Raw genomic sequence first — 16,373 nt, 5'->3', positions numbered from 1 at the left:
TCCTTACGGGAGGTTTATTGTTAAAATATTGTACTGGGTAGTAATAGTAGAATAGTAGTTTCAAATGACAGAAAATTCAAGTAATAAATTGGAAACCAATGATTACCCACAATAATTAAAAAAAAAATAAAAATGAAAAATATAATATTCATATTAATACTATTATTAAGCTTTTCCTGTAAATCTCAATCAATAATTTCATTGGAACAGGCTTATGTATATTCTAAATCTGATGATGGACTTCCCGAAACAGTTACCTATGTAAAAGATATTAATAACAGACTAGATCAATTTGTAGGTACATGGAAAGGAAGTTATGGAGGAAAACAATATGAGTTTAGATTCATTAAAAAGATTAATTTCGGAAGTTATTCTGTTAAGTGGGATGAGTTAATTGGGCGATTTTTAGTTAATGATTCCAATGGTAATATATTGTATTCCTCCTTAAACGAATCCAATGATGAAAATACACACTTAAGAGGAATAAATATTCAAAACAAAACTTATATGTTAAATTTCTCTGGAAATGTTGAATATTGTAATGATAGAGGAGTCGTTTTTATAGAAGTAAGCCAAAATAATCCTAATATTATGTATTTAAGTTTTGACAGAGATAAAGGAGCATTTGATCCTGCCAAGTGTCCCAATTATTCTACTTTTGTTCCGTTGTTACCAAAAACTAAAATGACATTGACAAAGCAATAAATACAAAGAATGAAAAGCAGATTATTTATACTCACATTGCTTTTAATGATCATTTCCTATAAAGCTCAAGTAATAGGAATGTTGGAACAATTTGAAGAATGTGCAAGTCGTCCTAATCATGATGAGGGATGCCCCGATTTAGAAAATATCACATATGCAAAAGACACCAATAACAGATTGGACCAGTTTGTTGGAACTTGGAAAGGTACATTTGGAGGTAAACAATATGAAATAAAACTTGAAAAAAAGTTACAAGTTGGAAATGGCACGGTCAAATGGGATAGGATTATTGGAAGAATGTTAATAAAAGATAGCTTAGGAAATATTATTTATAATTCTATGAACAAACCTGATAATAATACTTATTTTTTGGGGTATAATTTTCAACATAGAAGCTATGTGATGAACTTTGTAGGTAATTATGATTGTCTGGAATCTGGTGATGTATTTATTGAAACCAAAATCAGTAACCTTAATGAAATGACATTATTTTATTCTCAGGATAAAGATGGTCTTTTAAATCCTGCAAAATGTCCTAACTTTTCAACTTTTGTATCGTTATTACCTACTCAGAAAATGACACTCATAAAACAATAAACAATAAACATAAACACCACTACTATATATTAGTGGTGTTTGTTTTAAAATACAAACAATGAAAAGCAGATTATTTATACTCACATTATTTTTAATGATTATTTCCTGTAAAGCTCAAGTAATAGGAACGTTGGAACAATTTGAAGAATGTGCAAGTCGCACTAATCATGATGAGGGATGCCCAGATTTGGAGAACATTACGTATGTAAAAGACACTAATAACAGACTTAATCAATTTGTGGGAACATGGAAAGGAAACCACGATGGAAAACAATATGAAATATATTTCGAAAAAAAAGTTCAATTCGGAGAAGATATAAAGTGGGATCGGATTTTTGGTAGAATGATCATAAAAAATAATTCTGGTAATATTATTTATAACTCGTTCAATGAATCAGATCAAAATATTTCCTTTTTTGGACGCAATTTCCAAAATAGAGTATATATTATGCATTTTGTTGGTAACTATGATTGTTTAGAATCTGGCAATGTATTTCTTGAAACTAAAATCAATAATCCTAACGAAATGACATTATTTTATTCTCAGGATAAAGATGGACTTTTAAATCCTGCAAAATGTCCTAATTTTTCAACTTTTGTATCATTACTACCAACTCAGAAAATGACATTGACAAAGCAATAAATACAAACAATGAAAAACCATATTAAAATCCAAAATCCCTGCCCTGAAAATTGGGAAAATATGCAGGATTCTGCTGAAGGTAAATTCTGTAAAAAGTGTTCCAAATGTGTTGTAGATTTTACGGATAAAACGGATAAACAGGTTCAGGATATTTTCAAAACAGCAAACGGAAAAGAAATATGTGGAAGAATTTCTGCCAGATCATTATCGATAGCTGCTGCCGGAATTATTTTAATCACTAATCTCACTTTTGTTCAAGCTCAAACAAACAATAATTCAAGATTGGCAACGGAACAAAAAGCCATAAATAATACAAACATATCAGGAAAACTTATTTTTAAAAGAACAAAAAAGGCAATAGCCAATGCAGAAGTTTTTTTCATCCACAAATCAAAATACTTTAAAACAATAACCGATGAAGAAGGGAATTTCTCTTTGGAAATACCCAATGATTTACTTGAGAGAAAAAATGTTTTATACTTTGATTTTGAAAAACTAAACAATGAAACGCGTAAAAATCCTGATAGAAAATCTTCTAATCCAATGAATGGGGATATTTATGAAAATACATCAATTATATTCACCAAAAATGAAAAGATAAATAAAAATGTTTTCCAGATAGATTCACAACTGTCTTATATAGGAGGAGTTTCTTTTCTGTCTGAAAGCCCACCTGATTACTATTATTTCAACGGAAAAAGCATTAGTGAAAGAAAGTTTGAAAAACTGAAGAAAGAAAATCCTAATTATCAGTATTTCTTTTTTACTAATAAAGAAGCAGAAGTTATTGCCCAAAAAAGCTATTTAGAAACTGTACAATTATTATTCTCAAATTAAAAATAGCCCCTCAGAAAATTCTGAGGGGTTATTTTTTACATTCTGTTCACCGTTTCTATACCTAAAAGATGCAGCGATTTTTTTATCGTTTTTGCTGTAAGATCCGAAACACTCAGACGGAACTGCTTTACATTCTCATCTTCCTGATTCATAATCGGATTACTCTGATAGAAAGAATTATATGTTTTTACCAAATCATATACATAGTTGGCTACCAAAGCAGGGCTTAAAACCTCAGCTGCTTTTTCAACAACAATTTTATAATTTGCTAATTGCATGATCAGTTCTTTTTCAGACTGATTTAATTCAACTGTAGCAATTTCTTTCTGTTCAAAATTTGCTTTTGCCAATAAAGACTGAATACGTGCGAAAGTGTACTGGATGAAAGGGCCTGTATTTCCGTTAAAATCGATACTTTCTTCCGGATTGAAGAGCATTTTTTTCTTCGGATCAACTTTCAGCATGAAGTATTTTAACGCTCCAATTCCTACATTCTCATAGTTTGCATTCTTTTCTTCTTCCGTAAGGTTTTCTAATTTCCCTAACTCTTCAGCTTTAGATTTTGCGATAGCATACATTTCCTGCATCAGATCATCAGCATCTACCACTGTTCCTTCACGGGATTTCATTTTTCCGTTAGGAAGCTCCACCATTCCATATGATAAATGGTATAATTGATCTGCCCAAGAATATCCTAATTTCCCTAGAATCTTAAATAGAACCTGGAAATGATAATCCTGCTCATTTCCTACTGTGTAAATAAGCTTTTTAATATCATTTTGCTTAAAACGTTCTACAGCAGTTCCCAAATCCTGCGTCATATATACAGAAGTTCCGTCTGAACGCAATAAGAGTTTTTGATCCAATCCTTCATCTGTCAGATCGCACCAAACAGAACCGTCTTCTTTCTGATATAAAACTCCTTTATCCAACCCCTCTTGAATAAGATCTTTTCCAAGAATATAGGTATTGCTTTCGTATTGTACCTGATCGAAATCTACTCCTAATCTTTTATAGGTTTCATTAAATCCTTTGTATACCCAGGAATTCATTTCATTCCAAAGGTTTCTTACTTTTTCATCTCCATTTTCCCAATCCAGCAGCATTTTTTGAGCTTCTTTCATTAAAGGAGCTTCTTTTTTTGCCTGATCTTCACTTATTCCCTGAGCGACAAGCTGAGCAATTTCCTGCTTATATTCCTGATCGAACTTCACATAATAATTCCCGACAAACTTGTCTCCTTTAGTATGAGTAGCATCGGGAGTTTCGCCCTGTCCATATTTTTCCCAAGCCAACATCGACTTACAAATGTGAATTCCTCTATCATTAATAATCTGAGTTTTGATCACATCATACCCAGCTTCTTTAAGAATCTGAGCCACAGAAAATCCTAATAAATTGTTTCTAATGTGTCCTAAGTGAAGTGGCTTGTTGGTATTCGGAGAAGAGTATTCTACCATTACCGTAGAATTTTTCTTCTCAACAGTATCAAACTGATTCGCTATCGATTTAAAATTATCTACAAAAAACTGGTTTTTAACTTTAACATTAAGAAATCCTTTCACTACATTGAAACTTTCCAATAATTCAGTCTGCTCTGTTAAAGCTTCTCCAAGTTCAACCCCAATACTCTCCGGATTTTTTTTCAGCTGCTTCACCAAGGGAAAAGTTACGATCGTAAAATCTCCTTCAAATTCAGTTTTATTTTCCTGAATTTCCAGTTTAATATCTTTCAGTTGGAAGACATTCAGGATCACATCTGCCAATTTTTGCTCTATTATATCTTTAATATTCATTATTCAATTTTGAACTACAAATATACGGAAATAAAAAAACCGCCTTTCGACGGTTTTTAAAATATTAAAATTTGTGTATGACTGTTAATTTTTATCCCAAATTAATTTTGTATTCATTTTATCTCCTCCTATAGCAGCTGATGCCGCCTGATAATTGGCTGTATTAAGTGTTTGTACAGTGGTAGGGTAAAATAATCTATTTGGTAAATCATTTAATCCAGCTATTAAAGATGTGAAAGTATATGTTGTGCTTCCACCGCTAGCTACATTCAAAGTTCCGGTTTGCCCTGGTAACAATAGTGTATTTGGGTAGCCTGTTCTTCTATACTCTGCCCAAGCTTCATAAGGTTGCATAAATAAAGCAATATATTTTTGAGTAAGAACATTTGCTTTAGAAGCGGCAGGTAAAGTAGAAACGTAAGTATTGATATCAGCACTACTTACTCCCCATTTTTCTAAAGAAGCTGTTACACCATTAACATAATTAGCTTGAGACCAACCATTAGCCTCACTTAATAAAAATTGAACTTCAGAATATTCCATCAAAATTTCTGTATAATCTGGTTTCAAAATATTTTTACTAAAGAAGTTTGCTGAAGAAGCCTGGCTAGGAGCTAATGAACTTGTAATTCCATATGGCATTCCATTAAAATCATTAGGGTCTGTTGATTCAGGAGAGGTCCCTGCTAAGATCAAAGCTTTGCTTGTTCCCTTAGGAGTAGCAAATTTAAATAAACGAGGATCTAAATCAAAACTACCAACATTACCTTTTAGCAATTCTACAAAAGTTTTAGAAATAGCAAAATCAGATCTTGTTCTAAAGTCATCATATAACGGAGAAGGATTAATCAAATTATTTTCATACGTCACCCCAACATTGTCATCGTTAGATTGCATAACACCAGAAGCAATAGCATCTGTAATATGAGCTTCAGCTCCCGGAACAACTCCTTTTACTCTAGTTGCAACTCTTAATCTAAGAGAATTTGCAAATCTTTTAAGTTTTTCTCCAGAACCAAATAATACATCCCCTTGTTTAAACACAACCTGACTTTCATCAATCATTTCAGCAGATTCTTTAAGCTCTTTCATAATATCTGCATAAACTTTTTGCTGGCTGGCAAATTTTGGTTGTAACTGTCCATCTACATTTAAAGCCTGGAAATCAGGATCCTGATTTCCATATGAATAATAAGGTATATCTCCAAAAGAATCAGCTAAAGTAAGAAATGTGTATGATAACATTACTCTTGCTGCCGCAATCTGATTTTCAGTAGGTCCATAAGCACTCATTTGTACTTTTGTAGTTGGATCAACATTTAAATCTATAATTGTTTTGTAATCCTGAGCAACTCTATAAGAAAAACTCCATAATGAAGCACCTGTTGTTAATCTATATTGATATCTATCCTCTTCTGTATAAGCTCTTTGAGCAGAATATTGTACCCAAGGAAGAGTAATTCTTGCGGACTGCCATTCATCTCTTGTGTTATCCATCAACTCTTTATTGGCACTATTAAACAAACCATAAGTTAAAGGCTTGCTTGTTGAGTTAGGATTTACATCTATCTCATCAAATTTATCTGAACAACTATTTGATGTTAATGTTACAGCAAAAACAGATAATATTAAAACTATTTTTTTCATTTTTCCTTAAAATTTAAAATTAACATTGACCCCATAAGTTCTCGTTGAAGGAAGAGAACCTCCTTCTAATCCTTGTACATTACCTGAACCATAAGATGTATTTTCCGGATCAATTCCTTTATTAGCAAGATTCCACGCAAATAAATTTCTAGCAAATGCTGAAACTCTAATCCCTTGAATTTTATTGCCAATAAGAGATTTTGGCAAATCATATCCTAAGGTAATATCTCTAAGTTTAATATAGCTGGCATCAAAAACATTTTGAGCATCCACAGTATTATAGTATGTTCCTCCCCATGTTGGAGCATCTAATAAAATATCATTTTTAGTACCATCTTCTTTAACACCATCCAGAATAACCCCCGCTTCTCTATTTCCACCAAGAGCTGATTCTTCTAGCATACCAGAATACATTCCCCACATATGGGTTGTTGAAAAGTATTTTCCTCCTTTCTGAATATCAATAAGAAAAGATAAACTTAACGACTTATACTTTATTGTATTCCTGAATCCCATATTATAATCAGGTAATATAGATCCCAAAGATTTAATTTCAGAAGCTTTATAGAAACCATTTTCATCAACCACTTTGTTACCATTAGCATCATACACATAGTCTGTTCCGAAAATCGCACCATAAGCCTGACCAACCTGGGCAACTAATTGAGCTCTAAACGGAGCATTTGTAAGAACCTGGTTTTGTAAGTCTTGATATAAATTGACTAATTTGTTTCTATTTCTTGCAAAATTCCAAGTTACATCCCAAGAAAAGTTTTCATTTCTTACAGGAGTAACTGTAACCATGGCTTCAATTCCCTTGTTAGTCATTTCTCCTGCATTAATAGTTTTAAATAAATATCCTGTAGCAGGGTCAATAGGAACTGCTAGGATTAGATCTTTCGATTTTGTCTGATAATATGTTACATCAAATCCTAATCTGTTTTTTAAAAATCGTGCTTCTAAACCAACTTCTTGAGTAATTTTAAGTTCTGGTTTAATATCTGGGTTGGCAGCCGTATTTGGATTTGAGTATTGAGGAGCACCATTAAAAGGAGAACCGAATGTAACATATGTTTCTCTTGCATAAGGAGTAGTACCCTGTGCAATACTAGACCACCCAGCTCTTACCTTACCAAAAGACAACCAATTATTTTTCAATACATTAGAAAAAACAAAACTTCCTGTAACAGATGGATAGAAACCGCTCTTATTTAACATTGAATACCAGTCATTTCGACCAGTTGCTTCCAGGAATAACAAGTCTTTATATCCTATTGAAACTGAACCAAATATACTTTTTACTGCAGCATGTGATTCATAATTAGAAGCAAGAGAATTTTCTACTCCATTATTTAAATTGTACAATCCAGGTATAACTAACCCTCCTACAGTTGTACCATTTAACCAACTAAGCTTATTATCCCTGTAATTGAATCCAGCAAAAGAATTTAAACTAAAATCTCCAAAATTATTATTATAATGTGCTCTTCCCTCATAATTAAATTCAGAAACATTTCTTTTTTGCAAAGTAAAATTAGAAATAGCTTGTGATCCTACTGCTACCCTTGAACTAATATTTTGTGAATAAACATCTCCATAAACCTTACCTACAACATAAAAATGTTTGTCAAAATTATAAGTAAGACCTGCATTTCCAAAAAATCTTTGTCTTGAATCTGCTGAGGTATTCTCATTTATAGTCCAATACGGGTTATCAGAATATAAAGGAGTGGCATCATCCCAAGCTGTTCTGTTCCATGTTCTTTGACTTCCATCCGCAAGTTTATAATCTTTTAGTTTACTAAAATCTAAATTCCTTTGTCCAAATTGATAAAACTTTTGCGCGACAGAGTTATCTCCATATCCAACTTCAGGTCTATTAAAACCTTCTGTATGAACATAGTTCATAATAGCTTCAGCTTTCAAATTTTCAGATAATTTAGAATTTAAGTTAATACTAAAATTATCCTTTTTAATTTTAGAAGTAGGAACAATCCCCGAAATGTTTGTATTGGTATAAGATAACCTAATGTTTGTATCCCCAAAAGATTTAGCTACAGAAAGGTTATTTGTATATGTAACTCCTGTATTAAAAAATGAATCCACATCATTTTTAGGAGCTACCCATGGAACAGCTTTCAAATAATCATTCGAAAATTCAGGATCAAAAGCATACCAAGGTAAATACATTAAATTAGAATCGTATTTTGGCCCCCAAGATGCATCCGTTTCGTATTCTTGAATATTATATGTTTGACCATTAATCGTTGCAGTAGGTAAAGTATCAGAATACCCTCCTCCATATTGATTTTGTAATTTAGGTCTAATATAAATGCTTTCAAAAGCGACACCCGTATTAAACTGCACGTCTGTCTTTCCTTTTTTTGCAGACTTCGTAGTATATATTATAGCACCATTTCCAGCCCTAGAGCCATATAATGCAGCAGCGGGTCCTCCTTTCAATATAGTTACACTCTCAATATCATCTGGATTTATATCAAATGAAGCATCTCCATAATCTCTACCTCCAGCTCCTCTCTGTGTGTCACTATCATTAACATTTGAATTATCTAATGGTACTCCATCCACAACAATTAAAGGTCTATTTTCTCCACCAATAGAGCTTATTCCTCTCATAGTAATTCTCGTAGAACCTCCCATTGTACTCGGTGCAGTAACTTGTACCCCAGCTACATTTCCAGATAATGCACTTACTGCATTAGTTTGTCCTGCATCCGAAATAATATCACCCTTGACTTCCTGAGCCGCATAACCTAGAGCTTTTTTCTCTCTTTTAATACCTAGTGCAGTTACCACTACACCTTCAATGTCTTGAGTTCTTACTGTATCCGACTTCTTCTGTTGAGCATTCGCTACAGCTAAAGATGAGGATAGTACTAACACAAGCACACCCGCTGTTAGTTTCTTCATATCAAATTAATTTTGTAAAGACAAATTTGTGAAACTTTCTTAAAAGAACAAAACAAAACCCTAAAAAAATGTTATTTTTACCACAATTTTTATAAAATTATCTAATTTACCCTTGAAAAAAAAATCATTTTTATGGAATTACTAAAAAAATGGACAAATAATTATATTGAAGCAGGATGTGACGAGGTTGGAAGAGGTTGTCTATGCGGGCCAGTAGTGGCAGCAGCTGTAATTCTTGATGATACCTTTGAGCAAAACCTAATCAATGACTCCAAAAAATTGAATTTCAAAATAAGAATGGAGCTTGATCAATATATTAAAGACAATGTTAAAAGTTATGCGATTGCAGAACTTTCGCCTTCTTTTATAGATCAGCATAATATCCTCAATGCCAGCATACATGCGATGCATCAAGCACTTGATCAACTTCACATAAGACCAGAGCTTATATTAGTAGATGGAAATAAATTTCATCCTTATAATTATATACCTCATGAATGCATAATCAAAGGCGATTCAAAAGTCCTGTCTATTGCAACAGCTTCGATTTTAGCGAAAAACTACAGAGACCAATTAATGATCGAGCTTCATGAAGAACATCCTGAATATGGATGGAATACCAACTTTGGTTATGCTACAAAAAAACACCAGGAAGCTTTGATCAAACACGGACCTACCAAACATCATCGTCAATCATTTAGATTAAAATATGATTAGGTTCAAAATAAAAAAGTGAATTATCTTATTTTTATCACCACTATTTGAAATTTAAATCCATTCTAAATAAAAAAGAGAAACAATAATTTGCTTCTCTTTCTGTTATAATAAGTTATTTTATTTCTTATTTCTTTGTTGCTCTTTTTGCTGCTCCTGAGCTTTTTCCATCATTTCTCTCATACGTTTTTGGAACTTTCCTTCAGTTTTAGGCTTTTCCTTATTGGCCTGAATCTGTGCGTGAATTTTCTTTTCATCCAGAATTACATATTTAATTACAAGGATAATCAAGATGTTAATCGCGTTTGATACAAAATAGTACCAAGAAAGACCCGAAGCAGAAGTATTCAGGAAGAATAGGAATGTAATAGGGAAAATGTACATCAACACTTTCATATTTGGCATTCCTTCCTGTTGAGGTTGCTGCATATTTCCTGAAGTCATCACGGTGTAAATTAAAATTACGATTGTACACGCCAATGCAAAAATACTCAAGTGATCTCCTAAGAATGGAATTTTGAATGGTAATTTGATTAAATCATCATAAGCCGTTAAGTCTTTTGCAAACCAGAATCCTTTTCCTCTTAAATCAATAAAGTTCGGGAAGAAACGGAATAATGCATAGAAAATAGGAATCTGAACCAATGCAGGTAAACATCCAGCCATTTGATTCACTCCCGCTTTTCGGTAGATCTCCATCGTAGCCTGTTGTTTTTTCATAGGATCCGCATCCTTGAATTTAGCATTTGCCTCATCAATTTCCGGACGAATTACTCTCATCATTGCACTCAATTTATGCTGCTTATACATAATTGGTGACAAGATTAACTTAACCAAGATTGTCAATAAGAAAATTGCCCAACCAGCAGTTAATCCCCAAGATGCAATAAAGTTATAAATAGGAATAAAGAATCCTCTGTTCATCCATCCGATGAAAGACCAACCCAATGGAAGAATTTCGTCAAAGTTTTTATCGTAAGATTTCAATAAAGGTAAATCTAACGGCATAAAATACCATGTAAAGTCCTGGTTCAGCTCGCTTCCTGCCATTTGAACAAAACCTTCATAGTTTAGTTTCTTCAAATATTCGCCTTCTTCAACTGTTTCCTGATTTCCTTTACTTTGTGTAAATCCGTTTTTAGCTTCAATCACAGAAGCAAAGAACTGTTGTTTTACCCCAATCCAGTTAAGTGTTTCTTTATCTTCAGTCATCGTTGTTCTTCCATCATAATCATAATCTTTATAATTATTGAAAGTATACGAGAATTCTGAGTGAGACTGTTCCTGAGCTCTACCTTTTTCTAAATTTCTTACACTATAATCCCAAAGAAAATCTGCTTTATTATCAGAAGTAATCTTAGCAAGACCCTGAGTTCTTACTTTAAAATCTAATGTATATTTTGGAAGAAGTGTATAAATAAACTGGATAACCGCTCCATTATAATTAGCAGTCATTGTTACTGCATTTCCATTAACAGTCGGAGCAAACACTAAGTCTTTAGTATTGATTACTTTTCCTGTTTTATCCTTGAACTGGAAACCGTAGTTTGAATTATTTTTTGTAATCAGGTAAAGTGGAAGATCAGCTTTATCCGTTTTACGATCGTATGCTTTGTATTCCGCAAGTTCCACTTTAGAAACCTGCCCTCCTAAACTATTGAATTCGATTTTTAATTCATTATTAGCCAAATTAGCCGTTTGAATCGAGCTTGGAGTTACATTTGGATTGATATTGCTTGCCTGAGTTTGTTTTACGGCAGTTTTTGCCTGTTCAGTTTTTTGCTGCTGAGCTTTTACTGCTTCCTCTTTCGATTGTTTATTCTGGAAATAAAACATAAAACCGAAGAGAACCAAACATAAAACCGCAAAACTAATAATCTGACTTTTATCGAGTCCGTTGTTCTGTTGCATTTTATTTTTAATTAAAATTTTTTACCTATTTAAAATGTATATCAAAATAACATACATTTTCGAGTCGACAAAAATACTGTTTTTTTATCAAAACTCTATGGTCTAATCTATTACTATATAATAAACTCAGGCTGAGAATAATCAGTCTGAGTTTATATATGACGTTTGTAATCGAATAATTACTTTATATTCAAACCTTATAGGTTTTTGAAACCTATAAGGTTTCGTTAAGTTATAAAGTCTATCAATTAAAATTTTACTTTATTTCGAAGTACAAGCTTTAATGAAAGCTCTGAATAAAGGATGCGGTGTTGCAACCGTACTCTTATATTCCGGGTGATACTGTACTCCCACATAGAATGGGTGATCCGGCATTTCCAACGCTTCTACCAATCCAGTTTCCGGGTTTGTACCTGTTGCTAAGAAACCATTTTTCTCGAATTCACCAATATAATCACTGTTGAATTCATATCTGTGACGGTGTCTTTCCGTGATATTTTTAGCTCCGTAGATGTCGTTTAATTTAGAACCGTTCTTCAAAGAACATTTCCAAGCTCCAAGACGCATAGTTCCTCCTTTATCCACAACATTTTTCTGCTCTTCCATTAATGAAATTACAGGATGTTCTGTAGAAGTATCAAATTCCATTGAGTTTGCTTTAGCATAGCCTAAAACATTTCTCGCAAATTCAACAGTCATAATCTGCATTCCTAAACAAATTCCCAACATCGGAACTTTATTTTCTCTTGCATATTGAGCAGTCAGCACTTTTCCTTCAATTCCTCTGTCGCCAAAACCTGGAGCGACAAGAATTCCATCTACATCTTTTAAAGTTTCTTTAATGTTGTCAGCTGTTAAATCTCCACTGTACACCCATCTTACTTTCACTTCAGTTTCCAGATCCGCACCTGCATGTTTGAAAGCTTCAGCAATTGAAATGTATGAATCCTGAAGAGATACATATTTTCCAACCAATGCAATTTCAACAGATTTTTTAGGATTCTGGAATTTTTTTAAGAAAGATTTCCAGTCTTTAAGATCTGCTTCTTTATCACTTTTAAGATCTAATTCTTTTAAAACTACATCATCAAAGTTTTGCTTTTGAAGGTACATCGGAACTTCATAGATCGTTTCCAAATCTTTACATTCAATCACATTATCTAAAGGAACATTACAGAACTGAGCCAATTTTGCTCTCTGATCTTTCGGAATTTTATGTTCTGTACGACAAACTAAAACATCTGCCATAATTCCGCTTTCCATTAACTGACGAACAGAATGCTGAGAAGGTTTTGTTTTTAATTCTCCGCTTGAAGCCAAGTATGGCAATAAAGTTAAGTGAATCACCATAGAATTTTTCTCACCTAATTCCCACTTCAACTGACGAACAGTTTCGATGTAAGGTAAAGATTCAATATCTCCGACAGTTCCACCGATCTCAGTAATAATGATATCATAGTTCTGTTTAGATAAGATTTTAATTCTGCGTTTGATTTCGTTCGTAATATGAGGAATTACCTGAACTGTTTTTCCAAGGAAATCTCCTTTTCTTTCTTTTTCAATTACAGTCTGGTAGATTTTTCCTGTCGTAACGTTGTTGTTTTGGGATGTTGGAGCATCAAGATAACGCTCATAGTGTCCTAAATCCAGATCCGTCTCCGCACCATCTTCGGTTACATAGCATTCTCCGTGTTCATAAGGATTCAAAGTTCCCGGATCGATATTAATGTAAGGATCTAGTTTTTGAATTGTTACGTTGAAGCCACGTGATTTTAGTAGAAGTCCAAGAGAAGCTGAAACGATTCCCTTTCCCAAAGATGAAGTTACACCTCCTGTCACAAAGATGTACTTTGTATTCTTTTTACTCATTAGATTAGGTTTGTGCAAAGTTAGGGGAAAAAGAAATACAAAGCAATTTTGTTGTGATTTTAAATTTCACATTCATTGAAAATGGGATAAAACAAAGGCTTTCAACATCTATTGAAAGCCTTCACCCAAACCAAATTATATAGTAAATTATTGTTTTATTAATTCAAAGTATAAAGCGATATCTACATCTTTAGCCACTCCCGCTCCTGTAGGATCATATTTGATATTATAATCTAAACGGTTGATGGTAAATTTAGACTGAAATCCCAACACTTCTTTTCCCTGCTGATTTTTTGCAACACCTCCAAAAGTAGCAGGAACGCTGATTTCTTTTGTAACATCTTTAATGGTAAGTTTCCCTCTCAAAGTGTAGGTATTGTCTTTTCCTTTTGTTACAGTAAATCCTTCAAATTTTATCTCATGAAACTTTTCTGCATCAAAGAAATCTGCACTCATCAGGTGTTGATCTCTTTTCTCTACTCCAGTATTGATGGTTGCAGGATATACGATAAAATCAAATGTACCTTTATCCAGATTATTTCCTGCCGTGGAAACTTTCCCGTCAAATTTATCAAACTTTCCTTGCACAAAGCTAATTCCCATATGTTTAATATTGAAATTAACTGAAGAATGCATTTGATCTACCACCCAAGCCGATTGCGCAAAACTTACAATACTTATAAACGCAAATACAAAAGTTAAAAATAGTTTTCTCATTTCTTTATTTATTATACTAACAAAGTTATTCTTTAATTGCGAATTCAGACCTTGATCTATGTTAGTTTTTTGATTTTGCTAAAATTATTTTTGAATAGATTAAATGAACTAGGTACATTAGAGAAAACACTACCAATGAATTTATATACATCAAAATCATTAAAAGATTTTCATTTGTAGAATTTGAAAAATATGTGAAAGGGTTATTTCCTGAAATCATTAAAAACAACAAGTAAATAGCTTCATATAAAATTGCAATTCTTACAATTGACTCATAACTTCTTCTAAAAATAATAACGGTCACCAATCCTATTGCTGTGATTACCGAACAGAAAATCAGTATAAATATAGAATACATTCCATAATCTCCGCCAGGCAACTTCAAAAATCTCACCATCCAATCTGTAAACTGAGCGTGCAAGATTGACATCACCACAAAGATCAGTAAACTCAAAAAAATATTTTTCATGCTAGAAAATTAATTAAAAATCAAAAGAAAAATTCAAAAAAAATTTTGAACTTCGCGGTATGGCAAAACTAAAAACAGCATATTTCTGTCAAAACTGTGGGTCACAGTATCCTCAGTGGGTCGGACAGTGCAAAAATTGTGGTGAATGGAATACTTTGGTAGAAGAAATTGTAGAAAAAACGACTTCGCACAAAACTCCGCCTTTTTCAAAAACAAAACAACACGTCATCAACATCATTGAAGTTGAAGCCATCGAAGAACCGAGAATAAAAACACCTTCTGATGAGCTCAACAGAGTATTGGGAGGCGGAATCGTATTAGGATCGGTCACTTTAATCGGTGGAGAACCGGGAATCGGAAAATCTACCTTGCTTCTTCAGCTTGCCCTGAAAATGAAGAAAAAAATCTTTTATGTTTCCGGGGAAGAAAGTGCTTCTCAAATCAAAATGCGAGCTGATCGTTTAGCAGACGTAAAAAATCCGAACTGTTTTCTTTACACAGAAACTTCTTTAGAAAAAATACTTCATGAAGCTAAAAAATTAGAACCCGATTTTGTCATCATCGATTCTATACAAACCTTACAGTCTCAACTGATTGAAAGTTCTCCCGGAACCGTTTCGCAGATCAGAGAATGCTCCAATGAGATTATTAAATATGCCAAAGAAAATAATGTTCCTGTATTTTTAGTGGGGCATATTACAAAAGACGGACAAATTGCCGGACCAAAAGTACTGGAACACATGGTAGATGTTGTCCTGAATTTCGACGGAGACAGAAATCACCTTTTCAGATTATTGAGAGCCAATAAAAACCGTTTCGGATCAACCGCCGAGATCGGAATTTATGAAATGATCTCACAAGGTTTAAAAGAAATTAAAAATCCTTCCGAAATATTAATAACAAAAAAATCTGAGGAGCTTTCCGGAAATTCGGTTGCTGTAACGATAGAAGGAAACAGACCGATGCTATTGGAAATTCAGGCATTAGTAAGTTCTGCAGTCTACGGAACTCCACAAAGAAGCTGTACCGGTTTTGATTCTAAAAGATTAAATATGTTGTTGGCTGTACTGGAAAAAAGAGCAGGTTTCCAATTGGGCGCCAAAGACGTTTTCCTGAATATTACCGGAGGTATAAAAACGGATGATCCTGCTTTAGATCTAGCTGTCGTAGCTTCTATTCTTTCCTCCAATGAAGATATTCCAATCTCTGAACATTATTGTTTTGCGGGTGAAATAGGATTAAGCGGTGAAATCCGTCCGATTGCACAGGCTGAACAGAGAATTTCTGAAGCCGAGAAACTGGGGTATGAGAAAATTTTCGTTTCCAACCTCAACAAAATTCCTAAGAAGAAATTCGGAATTAAGATCGAAGAAGTAAGTAAAATAGAGGATTTCCACGAAAGACTTTTTTAAGATAAACTTTTTTAAGAGTAGGGCGTTTTTCCTTTAGGAAAAACGCCCTACTCTTTTTATGAGAAACATAATAAAAATTCACAAACATTAGAAATAAATTATTAATTTTATATAAAAACCAAACA

13 protein-coding genes are annotated in these 16,373 nt (G+C 33.2%); 6 read left to right on the top strand and 7 right to left on the bottom strand.

Annotation, left to right across the window (positions count from 1 at the left end; translation table 11 throughout):
- Nucleotides 1-132: 132 nt before the first annotated feature.
- The 4 genes from JI747_RS20155 to JI747_RS20140 are packed head-to-tail and all read left to right on the top strand — an operon-like array spanning nucleotide 133 to nucleotide 2,782.
- Nucleotides 133-705, top strand: coding sequence for a DUF6705 family protein (locus JI747_RS20155; RefSeq protein ID WP_225690744.1), 573 nt, complete (start codon nucleotides 133-135; stop codon nucleotides 703-705).
- Nucleotides 706-714: 9 nt separating this feature from the next.
- Nucleotides 715-1,302: a DUF6705 family protein gene (locus tag JI747_RS20150; protein ID WP_225690742.1), complete on the top strand. Its 588-nt coding sequence runs from the start codon at nucleotides 715-717 to the stop codon at nucleotides 1,300-1,302.
- A gap of 58 nt (nucleotides 1,303-1,360) precedes the next feature.
- Nucleotides 1,361-1,945, top strand: a complete 585-nt coding sequence (locus JI747_RS20145; RefSeq protein WP_225690733.1) for a DUF6705 family protein — start codon at nucleotides 1,361-1,363, stop codon at nucleotides 1,943-1,945.
- Between the two features lie 9 nt (nucleotides 1,946-1,954).
- Nucleotides 1,955-2,782, top strand: a complete 828-nt coding sequence (locus JI747_RS20140; protein ID WP_225690731.1) for a carboxypeptidase-like regulatory domain-containing protein — start codon at nucleotides 1,955-1,957, stop codon at nucleotides 2,780-2,782.
- 35 nt (nucleotides 2,783-2,817) lie between these two features.
- Here JI747_RS20140 and argS read toward each other — a convergent pair whose 3' ends face one another.
- The 3 genes from argS to JI747_RS20125 all read right to left on the bottom strand — a co-directional run bounded on the left by argS (nucleotide 2,818) and on the right by JI747_RS20125 (nucleotide 9,156).
- Nucleotides 2,818-4,578, bottom strand: a complete 1,761-nt coding sequence (gene argS, locus JI747_RS20135; protein ID WP_225690729.1) for an arginine--tRNA ligase — start codon at nucleotides 4,576-4,578, stop codon at nucleotides 2,818-2,820.
- A gap of 84 nt (nucleotides 4,579-4,662) precedes the next feature.
- A complete protein-coding gene (locus JI747_RS20130; RefSeq protein WP_225690727.1) occupies nucleotides 4,663-6,225 on the bottom strand; it encodes a SusD/RagB family nutrient-binding outer membrane lipoprotein in 1,563 nt (520 codons plus the stop codon).
- Between the two features lie 6 nt (nucleotides 6,226-6,231).
- The gene (locus JI747_RS20125; RefSeq protein ID WP_225690725.1) at nucleotides 6,232-9,156 is read right to left on the bottom strand and encodes a SusC/RagA family TonB-linked outer membrane protein; all 2,925 of its coding nucleotides are present in this window, start codon (nucleotides 9,154-9,156) and stop codon (nucleotides 6,232-6,234) included.
- 132 nt (nucleotides 9,157-9,288) lie between these two features.
- Here JI747_RS20125 and JI747_RS20120 point away from each other — a divergent pair, with 132 nt between their 5' ends.
- Nucleotides 9,289-9,873, top strand: a complete 585-nt coding sequence (locus JI747_RS20120) for a ribonuclease HII (protein ID WP_225690723.1) — start codon at nucleotides 9,289-9,291, stop codon at nucleotides 9,871-9,873.
- A 117-nt stretch (nucleotides 9,874-9,990) separates the two neighbouring features.
- Here JI747_RS20120 and yidC read toward each other — a convergent pair whose 3' ends face one another.
- The 4 genes from yidC to JI747_RS20100 all read right to left on the bottom strand — a co-directional run bounded on the left by yidC (nucleotide 9,991) and on the right by JI747_RS20100 (nucleotide 14,836).
- Complete coding sequence (gene yidC / locus JI747_RS20115; protein ID WP_225690721.1) at nucleotides 9,991-11,781, bottom strand: membrane protein insertase YidC; 1,791 nt, start codon at nucleotides 11,779-11,781, stop codon at nucleotides 9,991-9,993.
- Nucleotides 11,782-12,042: 261 nt separating this feature from the next.
- Complete coding sequence (locus JI747_RS20110; protein WP_225690719.1) at nucleotides 12,043-13,650, bottom strand: CTP synthase; 1,608 nt, start codon at nucleotides 13,648-13,650, stop codon at nucleotides 12,043-12,045.
- A gap of 147 nt (nucleotides 13,651-13,797) precedes the next feature.
- On the bottom strand, nucleotides 13,798-14,367 hold the full coding sequence (locus JI747_RS20105; RefSeq protein WP_225690717.1) for a YceI family protein: 570 nt from the start codon (nucleotides 14,365-14,367) through the stop codon (nucleotides 13,798-13,800).
- A gap of 61 nt (nucleotides 14,368-14,428) precedes the next feature.
- The gene (locus JI747_RS20100) at nucleotides 14,429-14,836 is read right to left on the bottom strand and encodes a hypothetical protein (RefSeq protein WP_225690715.1); all 408 of its coding nucleotides are present in this window, start codon (nucleotides 14,834-14,836) and stop codon (nucleotides 14,429-14,431) included.
- Between the two features lie 59 nt (nucleotides 14,837-14,895).
- On the opposite strand from JI747_RS20100, the gene radA reads away from it, so the two are divergent.
- Nucleotides 14,896-16,248: a DNA repair protein RadA gene (gene radA, locus JI747_RS20095; protein ID WP_225690713.1), complete on the top strand. Its 1,353-nt coding sequence runs from the start codon at nucleotides 14,896-14,898 to the stop codon at nucleotides 16,246-16,248.
- The last annotated feature ends 125 nt before the right edge of the window (nucleotides 16,249-16,373 follow it).

The organism is Chryseobacterium tagetis (genome assembly GCF_016735585.2).
In the GTDB taxonomy this organism is placed as follows: Bacteria; Bacteroidota; Bacteroidia; order Flavobacteriales; family Weeksellaceae; genus Chryseobacterium; species Chryseobacterium tagetis.
Note: the sequence above shows the minus strand (reverse complement) of the source record. Positions and strands in the feature narration are given on the sequence as shown.

Excerpts from the sequence above, each read along its gene's own strand:
- yidC (WP_225690721.1), bottom strand. The coding sequence starts at position 11,781 with ATGCAACAGAACAACGGACTCGATAAAAGTCAGATTATTAGTTTTGCG.
- JI747_RS20140 (WP_225690731.1), top strand. The coding sequence starts at position 1,955 with ATGAAAAACCATATTAAAATCCAAAATCCCTGCCCTGAAAATTGGGAA.
- argS (WP_225690729.1), bottom strand. The coding sequence starts at position 4,578 with ATGAATATTAAAGATATAATAGAGCAAAAATTGGCAGATGTGATCCTG.
- JI747_RS20150 (WP_225690742.1), top strand. The coding sequence starts at position 715 with ATGAAAAGCAGATTATTTATACTCACATTGCTTTTAATGATCATTTCC.
- JI747_RS20145 (WP_225690733.1), top strand. The coding sequence starts at position 1,361 with ATGAAAAGCAGATTATTTATACTCACATTATTTTTAATGATTATTTCC.
- radA (WP_225690713.1), top strand. The coding sequence starts at position 14,896 with ATGGCAAAACTAAAAACAGCATATTTCTGTCAAAACTGTGGGTCACAG.
- JI747_RS20120 (WP_225690723.1), top strand. The coding sequence starts at position 9,289 with ATGGAATTACTAAAAAAATGGACAAATAATTATATTGAAGCAGGATGT.
- JI747_RS20125 (WP_225690725.1), bottom strand. The coding sequence starts at position 9,156 with ATGAAGAAACTAACAGCGGGTGTGCTTGTGTTAGTACTATCCTCATCT.
- JI747_RS20155 (WP_225690744.1), top strand. The coding sequence starts at position 133 with ATGAAAAATATAATATTCATATTAATACTATTATTAAGCTTTTCCTGT.
- JI747_RS20105 (WP_225690717.1), bottom strand. The coding sequence starts at position 14,367 with ATGAGAAAACTATTTTTAACTTTTGTATTTGCGTTTATAAGTATTGTA.
- JI747_RS20130 (WP_225690727.1), bottom strand. The coding sequence starts at position 6,225 with ATGAAAAAAATAGTTTTAATATTATCTGTTTTTGCTGTAACATTAACA.
- JI747_RS20110 (WP_225690719.1), bottom strand. The coding sequence starts at position 13,650 with ATGAGTAAAAAGAATACAAAGTACATCTTTGTGACAGGAGGTGTAACT.
- JI747_RS20100 (WP_225690715.1), bottom strand. The coding sequence starts at position 14,836 with ATGAAAAATATTTTTTTGAGTTTACTGATCTTTGTGGTGATGTCAATC.